This window comes from Acidovorax sp. Root70 (assembly GCF_001428225.1).
Taxonomy (GTDB): domain Bacteria; phylum Pseudomonadota; class Gammaproteobacteria; order Burkholderiales; family Burkholderiaceae_C; genus Acidovorax.
The window spans coordinates 165,412-177,261 of sequence record NZ_LMHQ01000032.1 but is presented as its reverse complement, the minus strand read 5'-3'; the positions used below and the strand labels follow the sequence as shown (position 1 = coordinate 177,261).

The following is an 11,850-nucleotide window of genomic DNA, read 5'->3' as shown; positions in this document are numbered from 1 at the left end:
GTGGTTCGCCGGTTACAGCGCGCCGTCACCCAGCACGATGCCTTCACGGCGGGGGTCCACCCCGCCTTCCAGCCGGGTCTGGCCGTTGCGGTTGACCCGCATGATGGTGGAGACTCCGCTCGACTGCGCGGCGTTGTTCACCGTGTGGCCCTTGGCCTTGAGGCCGTCGATCAGGCCGGTGAGGTCCAGCGCCGTGTTGGCACCATCCACGTTGGTGGTGGGGCTGTTGGTGGCGCCAAAGTTCACCAGCGATGTGGCCTGCTGGGCATCGAGGTTCCAGTCCACCGCACCGACCACGGTCTTGAGCACGTACTGGATGATGGTGCCGCCGCCGGGCGAGCCCGTGGCCATCACGAAATCACCCGGCTCCGAGCCCTTGAACACCAGGGTGGGCGCCATGGTGCTGCGGGGGCGTTTGCCGGGCGCCACGCGGTTGGCAATGGGCACACCGGCGCCGTCAGCCGGCTGGGCCGAGAAGTCGGTGAGCTGGTTAGTCAGCAGAAAGCCGCCCACCATGTGGAACGAGCCCATGCTGGACTCGACCGTGGAGGTCATCGACACCACGTTGCCGTAGGCATCCACGATGGAGAAGTGCGTCGTGCCGCGCTCCACCGTCTTGTCCACGCCCAGAGGCACATCGCCCAGCGCCCCTGCCGAGGCCGTTCCCAGCGACTTGCCGTCCGGCTGGATCAGTGCCGCGCGCTGCTTGAGGTAGACCTTGTCCAGCATGGTGGACACGCCCTTACCGGGCAGCGGGATGAAGTCAGTGTCGGCCACGTACTTGTCGCGGTCGGCATAGGCTAGGCGCTCGGCCTCGGACACCAGGTGCACGCCCATCACGCTCGGTACGCCGCCTTCGTTGGTGGGGTTGGTGGGGCCGTATTTGGAAAGGTCGAAGTTCTCCAAAATGCCCAGCGCCTGCGCAATGGCGATACCGCCCGACGACGGTGGCGACATGGTGCAGACGTAGTAGCTTGCGCGGTAGGTGGTGCACACGGGCTCGCGTTTTTTGGCCTGGTAGTTCTTGAGGTCGGCCACCGTCATCAGGCTGGGGGTGATGGGCGTCTTGGCCGCATCGTCACCCACCGCCTGGGCTGCCTTGGCCACGATGGCTTCGGCCAGGGGGCCGGAGTACAGGGCGCTGGCGCCGCCGCTAGCCAGCGTGCGCAGCGTCTGTGCATAGGGCAGGTTGGTCGTCACGGTGCCGGTGGCCTTGGGTGTGCCGTCGGCGTTGAAGAAGGCGGCGACCGCATTCGCGTCCAGCGCCAGACTGGCAGCGTTGCCCTTGATGGCGTCGCCCATGCGGCCCGGAATGCGGTAGCCGTTGGTGGCCAGCTGGATGCCTTCGTCGAACAGCTTGTCCCAGCCCAGCTTGCCGTGTTCCTTGTGGGCCATGTCCAGCATGCGCATCACACCGGGCACCCCGATGGAGCGGCCACTGCGGCGAGCACTGGGCACGGGCGCGGCGGAAGAGGCATCGCCCTGGTCCTGGCGCACCAGGTAGTAGCCATTGGCGGCAGCAGGCGCGGTCTCGCGGCCGTCGTAAGCCACGACCTTCTTGGTGTTGGCGTCGTAATACATCATGAAGGCGCTGCCCGCCAGCGTGCTGGACTGCGGCTCCACCAAGCCCAGCACGGCCTGCACGGCCACGGCAGCGTCCACCGCCGTGCCGCCGGCCTTGAGCACGTCGCACCCGGCCTTGGTGGCCAGTGGGGTGTTAGCCACCACCATGTACTTGCTCGACTGCTTGGCCTTGTAGCCCAGGCGGTAGCCCGATGCCGCCTCGGGCGCTGCCGGGTCGCCCGCCACGCCAGAGCCCACCACCACGGCCGAGCCGGAGCTGGACACCACCGAGCAGCTCTGGGCATTGTTGTCCACGGCCAGGTCGTTGTCCGAGCCACTGCCGCAGCCCGAAAGCACCAGCGCAACGGCCACGGGCGTGAGTGCCCACAGCGCAATATTCCTCTTCCTCATAGTGAATCTCCTGTTGTTGTCCGTTCGTGGGCATGGATTGACCACGTGGCATCGTCGGCGCAAAAAGCATGCCGTGTCGAATGTTTTTTCGTATCGTTTTCTCAAGGCTGCCATCTAAGGAAGGCAACGACAGGCAGGCCAAGGCAGCGGAACGGCCACATTGTCTGGACGACACCTGCGCGCGAGCTCCGCATGAAAATTGAAGAAAATCCTGCGGTAGCGCTAGTGAATCATGCGCTGGTAGCTATCATTTTTGATAGTCCGAGCCCCTACCCTGGCTTTGAGCCCGCACCTACACTGCCCCGTACCGCAGCAGGAGACCCCATGACCCCCGAACAATTTGCAGACGAACTGGCCCGCGAGGGCTTTGAGCCCGCCGTCACCGTGACCCGCGAGGCCGGGGGCATGCTGGGCGATCACACGCACCCGTTCGAGGCCAAGGCGCTGATCCTGTCGGGCGATATCCGCATCTCCACGGCTACGTCAGAACGCATGTACCAGGCGGGTGATGTCTTTCACCTAGCGGCCGAAGAGCCGCACTCGGAGTTCTACGGAATGCTGGGCGTGCAATACCTGGTTGGGCGCAAGACGCCTGCAGCGGCCTGAGCCCACCGCACCGCAGCAGCCTGGCGGCTCAGGTCAGCAGCGCGACGGCGGCAGAGAAGCTCAGAAACGCCAGCGCGGTGGACACCAGGATGATGCGCGCCACCCGCCCGTTGTTGGCGCCAAACTTCTCGGCCAGCAGCGACACGTTGCTGGCGCTGGGCAGCGCCGCCAGCAGCACCATCACCGTGAGTGCAAACGGCGTGAGCGGCACCCCCAGCGCCATGGCCGCGGTACCTGCGCCCCACACCAGCAGCGGGTGCACCAGCAGCTTGGCCAGCGCCACCGGCACATAGTCCCGCGCGGGGACCTGCTCGTGCTGGTTCATCTGCGAACGGGCCAGCACCGCGCCGATGGTGAACAACGCGACCGGCGAGGCCGCGTCGGCCAGCATGGCGATGGTCTTGTCCACCGGACCCGGCAGCTTGAACTGCAGCGCCGACGCCAGCGCGCCCAGCGCAATCGACCAGGGCATGGGGTTGGTGGCCATGCCCCTGAAGGCGTTCCTCAGCGCCACGCCCACGCCATGGGTGCCTGCGCCATCCAGGCGCGAGAGCGCAATGCACAGCGAGCTGGTGATGACCATGTCCACCACGATGGTGACGATGGCCGGGCCCGCGCTCTGCGCGCCCAGGAGGGCCACCAGCAGCGGCACGCCCATGAAGCCGGTGTTGGGGAAGGCCGCCACCAGCGCACCAAAGGCCGCGTCGTTCCAGCCGATGCGCGCGTTGCGCGTGAGCGCCACCGTGGCTCCCACCATGACCAGCGCGCACAGCAGATAGACGCCCGCCACGGCCGGATCGAGCAGCTGCCCGATGGGCGTGCTGGCGCCAAAGCGGTACAGCATGCAGGGCAGCGCAAAGTACAGCACGAAGGCATTGAGCCCCGGAATGGCAGGCTGCGGCAGCACACCGCGCCGTGCGGCGAGGTAGCCGCAGAGCACCAGCGCAAAGAAGGGGAAGGTGATGAGAAGGACGGACAGCACAGCCCGATTGTCCTTGTTGCGCCTGCGGCCAGGGCCTGCAGCGCCCGGGGTGGTCAGCGCAAAGTCAGGTGGGTGGGCTCGCGGGTGGCGAGCGCAGGCACCGTTTTTTGTTATTGCTTGCGCTGGATGATGAGGTTGCGCTTGGCATCCTCGGGGTAGGCAAAAGTGATGGCGCCGTTCTTCACCTGCCCGATCACCAGCATGTTGCGGGTGATGGCGTCCTTGTCCTGCACGCTGAACGGCTTTTCGTAGGTGGAGACCACACCGTAGTAGGTCTTCATCTTGCCTTCCAGCGACTCCTTGATGGCCTTGCCGTTCAGGTTGCCGTCACGGATGCCCAGGAACGAATACATCAGCAGATAGGTGGCGTCGTAGGCGTTGGCCGCAGCCATGGGCACGGCCACCTTGCCCTGGTACTTGCGGGTGTAGCTCGACAGGAAGGACGCGCGGCGCTCGTTGCTGGGCTCGGCGATGAAGGTCTGCACCATGAGCGCGCCCTCGGCCGCATCCTTGGCGCCTTCGAGGAAAAACGGGAACGACAGCGGCCAGGCGCCCACCTGGGGCACCTTCCAGCCCAGCGCCTTCTTGCCGTTGGCGATGACCGCGTTTTCGGGGCCCACGGTGTAGCTGTAGACCACATTGGCGCCCGCGTTGCGCGCCGCTGCGAGTTCGGCCGTGAGGTCCTTCACGCCCAGGTCGAAGCGGGCCACGTGCACAGGCTTGAGGTTCTTGGCCGCCAGTGCCGCCACCACATCGGTATAGCCACCTTCGCCATAGCCGGTCTTGTCGGCAAAGATGGCGACCTTGTCCCAGCCCCGCTTGACGATGTCATCCACCATGAAGGGGGCCTGCAACGCATCGCGGGCCTGCACGCGGAAGATGTAGCTGTCGGCAGAGGGGTATTTGGTGGTGACCGCCGTGCCCGTGGCGCAGGGCACGATGAGCGGACTCTTGGCGTCCTGGAACAGGTCAATGGCCTTCATCGCCACGCCGGTGTTGCAAAAGCCGATGGTGGCGACGACCTTGTCGGCCAGCAGCTCCTGCGACACCTTGCGGCCCTGGTCCGGGTTGGCCGCGTCGTCCTTGACGACCAGCTCCAGCGGCCGACCCAGGTAGCCGCCCACGGCGTTGATTTCGTCCACCGCCAGCTTGATGCCGTTGAGCATGGGCACGCCAAAGTCGGCCGACGGCCCGGTGAAAGGCCCCACCACGCCGACGCGCACGGGGGTGTTGCCGCCGATCTGGGCCTGCGCCAGCCCCGGCAGCAGCGCCGCGCCCGCTATCGCACCAGCAGCCACCAGCGCCGTCCACGCGGGCGGCGGCAACAGACGGCGGCGCGGCGGGGTAGCTGCGGCGGTCAAGGCGGCGGGAGGCAGATCAACAGGGTTCATGGCGGTGCTCGGTTCACAACACACCCCGCCCGACAACGGGAGGGACTCGCCAACCAGTATCAAATTGTGAAAACAAAGCCCCTAGCGGGGTTACCCGAAGCACGGGGGCCACACCCTGCTCCGACGGCGGGCCCGTCAGCACGCCGTCAGGCGTCGCGCGCATGGACGACGGCCGATGCCCCGCGCCGCCGCCACGGGCGCGCCGGTATCATTGCGCCCTTGCGCTGCACACCCCCGGTGTACCAACTGCGCCGTGGCAAGCATCTGCCTCGGCCCTGCCCCGCTCCTGCCCTTCGCCTCTTTATTCCCCCCGCCCCATTCCCATGTCCGCCGGTCTCAATCTCGCCCAGCTCCAGGCTGTCCACTACACCGACGGGGCCTGCCTCGTTCTGGCGGGTGCGGGCTCAGGCAAGACGCGGGTGATCACCCAAAAGATCGCCCACATGATCGAAAAAGGCATGGACCCCAAGCGCATTGCGGCCATCACCTTCACCAACAAGGCGGCCGCCGAGATGCGAGAGCGCGCCAAGGGCCTGATCGGGCGCCGCGCCAAGGATGTGCTGGTCTGCACCTTCCACGCCCTGGGTGTGCGCATGGTGCGCGAGGACGGCGCGGTGCTCGGCCTCAAGCCGCAGTTCAGCATCCTCGATGCCGACGATGTGACGGGCATCCTGAAGGAAGCCTCGGGCGGCACCACCGACATGGCCACCGCGCGCCAGTGGCAGTGGGTCATCAGCAAGTGGAAGAACATGGGCCTGACCTCCGAAGAGGCCCTGGCCCAGGCAGCGGACGACAACGAACGCATCATCGCCACGCTGATGGCGCGCTACGAAGAGCGCCTGGCGGCCTACCAGAGCGTGGACTTTGACGACCTGATCGGCATGCCACTGCGCCTGCTGCGCGACTTCCCGGAAGTGCGCGCCAAGTGGCAGGCGTCGCTGGGCCATGTGCTGGTAGACGAATACCAGGACACCAATGCCACGCAGTACGAGCTGCTCAAGCTGCTGGTGGGGGAGAACGGCCACTTCACCGCCGTGGGCGACGATGACCAGAGCATCTATGGCTGGCGAGGCGCGACGCTCGACAACCTGAAAAAGCTGCCCATCGACTTCCCGCACCTCAAGGTCATCAAGCTGGAGCAGAACTACCGTTCCACCAGCGCCATCCTGCGCGCGGCCAACAACGTGATCGGGCCCAACCCCAAGCTGTTTCCCAAGACGTTGTTCAGCGAGCTGGGCGAAGGCGAGCCCGTGCGCGTGGTCGATGCCGACAACGAGGAGCACGAGGCCGAGCGCGCCGTGGCCCGCATCCAGAGCCTGCGCGCGGCCAGCAACCCGCCACCGGACTGGAAGAGCTTTGCCATCCTGTACCGCGCCAACCACCAGGCCAAGCCCTTCGAGAAAGCGCTGCGCAAAGCCAATGTGCCGTACAAGGTGTCAGGCGGCACCAGCTTTTTTGACCGCGCCGAAATCAAGGACCTGTGCGCGTGGTTCCGGCTGTGGATCAACAACGACGATGACCCGGCGTTTTTGCGCGCCATCACCACGCCCAAGCGTGGTATCGGCCACACCACGCTGGCCTCGCTGGGGGCCTTTGCCACCCAGCACAAGCAAAGCATGTTCGGCGCGCTGTTCAACGGCATGCTGCCCGCTGCGATTCCGAAGCGCGCCATGGACGGGCTGCACGAGTTTGGCCGCTACATCAACTACCTGGAGTACAGCGCGCGCCGCACCCATGGCGCCGAAGACGCCCGTACCTTCTTGAACGAATGGCTCAAGGAAATCGGCTACGAGCAGCACCTGTACGACAACGAGGACAGCGAGAAGGTGGCTGCCGCCCGCTGGAGCAACGTGATGGAGTTCTGCGACTGGATGGCCCAGCGCGCGGGCGGGCAAATCGACGACACCGCAGGCGCCGTGGTGGCCAAGGAGACCAAGAGCCTGCTGGAGGTGTCGCAGACCATTGCGCTGCTCTCCACCATCAGCGAGCGCGAGCAAGAGCAGGACATGGTCACGCTCTCGACCCTGCACGCCAGCAAGGGGCTGGAGTGGCCGCATGTGGTGCTGGTGGGTGTGACCGAGGGCATGCTGCCCTTCAAGCTGGACGACGACGAAGGCCGCCAGCAGAAGGTGACCGACGACGTGCTGCAGCGCCTGCAGGAAGAGCGCCGCCTGATGTACGTGGGCATCACACGCGCCCAGCGCACCCTGGCCGTGAGCTGGACCAAGCGCCGCAAGAAGGGCCGCGAAATGGTGGCCGCACAGCCCAGCCGCTTCATCGCCGAAATGGGCCTGGACAAGACCACTGCCCGCGAAGACCCGCGCGAAAAGCTCAAGGCCCTGCGCGCCGAGTTTGCGGCCAAAGCCCAGGCCACCACGGCAGCCAACGCCGCTGCTGCCGCCAACCCGGCGCCGACTGCTTGAGAGGGCGTACGCACATGGCACAACACCCCGCCACCGATACCACCCCACGCCCCGCCCTGCCCCGTGGCCGCAGCGCCTGGGGCATTGCTGCGCTTTTGATAGCTATAAGCGCTTGTCCTACAAGCGCCATCGGCCAAAAAGGCCCACAATCCACCGCGGCATGCCCGACGGCGGCAGACATGGACCACCAACACCTGCAGGGCCAGTGGCGCGCCGAGCTGCAGGCCCCGGCACCGGGAGACAAGCCCACGACGGCCACGCTGCAACTGGGCCCGCACCCCGAGCTGGCACAGAGCGTGCGCGGCACCGTGGTGCGCAGCGGCACCACCGCCCAGGTCAGTGGTGACGTCGATGGCGGCGACCTGACCCTGGAAGAATCGATCAACGGCACCAACATCAGCGCCACCTGGACAGGCCAGGTGGTCGATGGAAGTTGCGGCAAGGAAATACGCGGAACATGGAACAACGCCCACCCCACCCCCACCACGCCGTCAGCACCGTTTGTGCTGCGCAAACAGGCGGCCTGGCAATGAGCGCCGTGACGCGCGTCCCCGCAGCACCCCATCGGCACCGCTCGCTGGCCTTGCTGCTGGTGGCAGCCCTCGCACCGGCTGGCGCGGCGCTGGCGCAATCAGCCCCTTCCGCAGCCACCGGCGCTGTGGCGGGGACCGACGCCGCCCTGCGCCGCTGTACCGCCCTGTCCAGCGACAACCAGGCGCGCCTGGCCTGCTTTGATGCCTGGGCGGCCGAGCAGGCGCAGGCGGCTCCTGCGGGTGGGCAGGCGTGGCAAGCCCCGGCGGCATCAGCCAACGCCAGCGGCGCAACGTCCTCGTCGGCCGTGCCGCCACCGGTGGACGCCACGCTGCCCGCCACGCGCATCATCGACGTGGCGCGCACCGAAGGCTGCCGCGACCCGCAGTACAGCGACCTCTCCCGCTTCTGGGAGCTGGAGACGGGCACCGACTGCGGCACGTTCAGCTTCCGCGGCTACCGCCCGATCACGGTGTCGGTGGTGGCATCGAGCAGCGTGAACCGCCAGCCCACATCGGACGCCGACGGCAACTCGGCCACCGACTCCACGCCGTACCGCCGCACCGAAAACCGCATCCAGCTGTCCGTGCGCACCAAGATCGCCCAGGGCATGCTCACCCAGGGCCATCCCACGCTCAAGGACTCGCTGTGGTTTGGCTACACACAGCAGTCGTACTGGCAACTGTTCACGCCCGACATCTCCCGCCCCTTCCGCGCCACCGACCACGAGCCCGAGCTGATGTACGTGTACCCCACCACGGCGCAACTGCCGTGGGGCTGGAGGTGGCGCTACAGCGGCATCGGACTGGTGCACCAGTCCAATGGCCAGAGCAAGCCCCTGTCGCGCAGCTGGAACCGCGCGTACCTGATGACCGGCGTGGAGCTGGACAACCGTTTCAGCGTGAACGCCCGCCTCTGGAAGCGCGTCCCCGAAAGCGCGGGCAGCGACGACAACCCCGGCGTCAGCGACTACATCGGCCGGGGCGAACTGTCGCTGCTGTGGAACGTGAACAAGGACAACACCCTGGGCGCCACCGTGCGCCACACGCTGGCCAGCAGCGACCGGGGCTCGGTGCGCGTGGAGTGGCTGCAGGCCCTGGGCACCGGCCTGTTTGGCAGCAAGAGCAACCTGCGCCTGCACACCTCGCTGTTCAGCGGCTACGGCGACAGCATGATCGACTACAACCGCAAGCGCACCGTGTTCAGCGTGGGACTGAGCCTGGTAGATTTCTAGAGGCCATCCCCCTGAGCGGCTGCGCCGCTTCCCCCTTCTCTCGCCTCGCTGCGCGAGTCGGGAAGGGGAACGCCACCAGCGCGGCGGGGTGGCCCTTGCGCGGTGGCCCTGGGGTGGGCCGTGCCCGCTGCACAGGCCCGAGACAGGGCACAGCCCAACGCCACCAGGGGTCGTACGAGTCTGCTCACAACTCGTTACGACATCGTCCTCAAGTTTCTCCGGATGGCGCCGACGTGCGGCCACAATGGCACGCGCACCGAAACCGGCGTGGCCTTCTGCGGAAGGCGTTCAAAAAGAGCCCCTTTCCCACCGTTTTACCTGCCATCGCCTGCAGCGTGCCCCTCGACAATGCCCCGAGAGAGGAACACACCCATGGACATGCAATACCAGCTCAAGGCAGGCAGCTACTACCTGTATGACATGCGCGAGACGCCCAGCGCCGTGACGGGTGAACGCCGCTTCAAGCTCAAGACCGACACAGTGGCCATTGCGTTCGACAAGCACACGGGCGAGGTGCACCAGCATGGCAGCCCCACGCGCATCCAGTCGTGGGCCAACAACACGCGCCGCCGCCTGCGCGCCGCCGGGGCGCAGGACGTGGCCAACGACATCGTGGTGGTGTCGGGCCCGCTACCCGTGGACGAGCTCAACAAATGCCTGTGGGTGCGCGGTTATGTGCGCCGCATGTTCTCGCGCCTGGCCACCTTGCCCCATGGCAAGCTGCAGCGCCCTGCGGAGCCGTTTCGCAAGGCTGCCTGATCCCTGGGAGCGCCCCTCCTCCAAGCTCCCCACCGGGGCCGCGCACAGCGGCCCTTTTCTTTTCAGACGTGCGCACTGAAAAGGGCTCAGGCCTCCGTATCCTCAGCCACATCACTTCCCTGGGTCTCCAGCACCTCCGCATGCTTGACGATGGTCACGGGTACCGGGCTCGCGTGCGCCACCTCCTGCGACACCGAGCCCAGCAGCGCGCTGGTGATGGCGCCTTGCCCCTTGGCGCCGATGATGACCATGTCGCAGCCCGAGCGCTCGATCATGTCCACCAGCGTGTGCGCCACGTCGCCCACGCCCACATCGGTTTCGTAGGCCACCCCGGCGGCATCGAGCAGCGCTCGGGCAGGCGCCATCAGGTGCTCGCCGGCCTCCAGGCTGGCGGCGGCGATCAGGTCGGGGTCGCGGGTGGTGACCAGCTCGTACAGCGTGGCGGGCTCTTGCACATTGGCCAGCACCATCGTGGCCTGGAGCCCCTGGCGCACCAGCGCCAGCGCGTGGTGCACGCCGTCCAGGGAGAGTTCAGAGCCGTCCACGGCGATGAGGATCTTGAGCATGGGGTTCTCCTTGAGTCAGTGAAGACCAGTGTAGCGACGCCATCCGCCAGCGCCAGTCCAATCCCTTGCAGCAGGTCAGCCCGGCCCGTCTGGGACAATGCGCCCCATCATGCTGCAGTTCGACCTTCTCAAAACCGACCCCTCCAGCCACGCACGCCGTGGCCAGCTCACGCTCAACCACGGCGTGGTGCAGACCCCCATCTTCATGCCCGTGGGCACCTATGGCACCGTCAAGGGCGTGATGCCGCGCAGCCTGCACGACATGGGCGCGCAGATCATCCTGGGCAACACCTTCCACCTGTGGATGCGCCCGGGGCTCGACGTGATGCAGAGCTTTGGCGGCCTGCACGGCTTTGAAAAATGGGACAAGCCCATCCTCACCGACTCGGGCGGCTTCCAGGTCTGGAGCCTGGGCGCCATGCGCAAGATCACCGAAGAAGGCGTGACCTTTGCCAGCCCCGTCAACGGCGACAAGCTCTTCATGTCGCCCGAGGTGAGCATGCAGATCCAGACCACGCTCAACTCCGACATCGTGATGCAGCTCGACGAGTGCACCCCGTACGAAACCAAGGGCCACCTCACCACCGAAGCCGAGGCGCGCAAGAGCATGGAGATGAGCCTGCGCTGGGCCCAGCGTTCGCGCGATGAGTTCCAGCGGCTGCAAAACCCCAACGCGCTCTTCGGCATCGTGCAGGGCGGCATGTTCAAGCACCTGCGCCAGGAGTCGCTGGAGCGCCTGGTCGAGATGGACTTCCCCGGCTACGCCGTGGGCGGCGTGAGCGTGGGTGAGCCCAAGGACGAGATGCTGGACATCATGGCCCACACGCCCCACCGCCTGCCCGCACACAAGCCGCGCTACCTGATGGGCGTGGGCACGCCCGAGGACCTGGTGCAGGGCGTGGCCGACGGCGTGGACATGTTCGACTGCGTGATGCCCACCCGCAATGCACGCAACGGCACCATGTTCACGCGCTTTGGCGACCTGAAGATCCGCAACGCCCGCCACAAGGCCGACCACCAGCCGATGGACACCAGCTGCACCTGCTATGCCTGTGCAGGCAGCTCGGGCGTGTCGTGGGACGACGGTGGGCGTGAAGGCTTCTCACGTGCCTACCTGCACCACCTGGACCGCTGCGGCGAGATGCTGGGCCCCATGCTCACCACCGTGCACAACCTGCACTACTACCTGAACCTGATGCGCGAGGTGCGCGAGTCGCTGGAGGCCGGCACCTTTGCCCAGTTCCGCGCGCAGTTCAAGGCCGAACGGGCGCGCGGCGTGTGAGCGGCAGATCCGCTTTTCGCCAGATTTGCTATGTTTTGTATAGCAATCTAGGCATGATCCACTAGCGCATCGGGCCCCCATCATTCCAAAACTCCTGCGTCA

General features: G+C 66.6%; 10 protein-coding genes. 6 read left to right on the top strand and 4 right to left on the bottom strand.

Features of this window, described 5'->3' with window-relative positions; genetic code table 11:
* Nucleotides 1-12: 12 nt before the first annotated feature.
* On the bottom strand, nucleotides 13-1,974 hold the full coding sequence (locus ASD94_RS22485) for a gamma-glutamyltransferase family protein (protein ID WP_056648095.1): 1,962 nt from the start codon (nucleotides 1,972-1,974) through the stop codon (nucleotides 13-15).
* Between the two features lie 324 nt (nucleotides 1,975-2,298).
* On the opposite strand from ASD94_RS22485, the gene ASD94_RS22480 reads away from it, so the two are divergent.
* Nucleotides 2,299-2,580, top strand: a complete 282-nt coding sequence (locus ASD94_RS22480; protein WP_056648092.1) for a cupin domain-containing protein — start codon at nucleotides 2,299-2,301, stop codon at nucleotides 2,578-2,580.
* 28 nt (nucleotides 2,581-2,608) lie between these two features.
* On the opposite strand, the gene ASD94_RS22475 is transcribed toward ASD94_RS22480, so the two are convergent.
* Both ASD94_RS22475 and ASD94_RS22470 read right to left on the bottom strand, forming a co-directional pair.
* Nucleotides 2,609-3,562, bottom strand: coding sequence for an AEC family transporter (locus tag ASD94_RS22475; protein WP_056648088.1), 954 nt, complete (start codon nucleotides 3,560-3,562; stop codon nucleotides 2,609-2,611).
* A gap of 110 nt (nucleotides 3,563-3,672) precedes the next feature.
* Nucleotides 3,673-4,953, bottom strand: coding sequence for an ABC transporter substrate-binding protein (locus ASD94_RS22470; protein ID WP_156391499.1), 1,281 nt, complete (start codon nucleotides 4,951-4,953; stop codon nucleotides 3,673-3,675).
* Between the two features lie 323 nt (nucleotides 4,954-5,276).
* Between ASD94_RS22470 and ASD94_RS22465 the strand changes: the two genes are divergently transcribed.
* The 4 genes from ASD94_RS22465 to ASD94_RS22450 all read left to right on the top strand — a co-directional run bounded on the left by ASD94_RS22465 (nucleotide 5,277) and on the right by ASD94_RS22450 (nucleotide 9,900).
* The gene (locus ASD94_RS22465) at nucleotides 5,277-7,376 is read left to right on the top strand and encodes an ATP-dependent helicase (RefSeq protein ID WP_056648086.1); all 2,100 of its coding nucleotides are present in this window, start codon (nucleotides 5,277-5,279) and stop codon (nucleotides 7,374-7,376) included.
* A 179-nt stretch (nucleotides 7,377-7,555) separates the two neighbouring features.
* Nucleotides 7,556-7,909 carry a hypothetical protein gene (locus tag ASD94_RS22460; RefSeq protein ID WP_235510738.1) on the top strand — a complete coding sequence of 118 codons (354 nt, stop codon included), beginning with the start codon at nucleotides 7,556-7,558 and terminating at the stop codon, nucleotides 7,907-7,909.
* Nucleotides 7,906-9,141, top strand: a complete 1,236-nt coding sequence (locus tag ASD94_RS22455; protein ID WP_056648082.1) for a phospholipase A — start codon at nucleotides 7,906-7,908, stop codon at nucleotides 9,139-9,141. Before ASD94_RS22460 ends, ASD94_RS22455 begins: the two co-directional genes overlap by 4 nt.
* A gap of 372 nt (nucleotides 9,142-9,513) precedes the next feature.
* The gene (locus ASD94_RS22450) at nucleotides 9,514-9,900 is read left to right on the top strand and encodes a hypothetical protein (RefSeq protein WP_056648080.1); all 387 of its coding nucleotides are present in this window, start codon (nucleotides 9,514-9,516) and stop codon (nucleotides 9,898-9,900) included.
* An 86-nt stretch (nucleotides 9,901-9,986) separates the two neighbouring features.
* Here ASD94_RS22450 and ASD94_RS22445 read toward each other — a convergent pair whose 3' ends face one another.
* Nucleotides 9,987-10,466 (bottom strand): universal stress protein, encoded by a 480-nt coding sequence (locus tag ASD94_RS22445; protein WP_056648077.1) that lies wholly within the window; start codon nucleotides 10,464-10,466, stop codon nucleotides 9,987-9,989.
* 109 nt (nucleotides 10,467-10,575) lie between these two features.
* Here ASD94_RS22445 and tgt point away from each other — a divergent pair, with 109 nt between their 5' ends.
* Entirely contained in the window at nucleotides 10,576-11,748 is a 1,173-nt protein-coding gene (tgt, locus tag ASD94_RS22440; protein WP_056648377.1) for a tRNA guanosine(34) transglycosylase Tgt, read from the top strand.
* The last annotated feature ends 102 nt before the right edge of the window (nucleotides 11,749-11,850 follow it).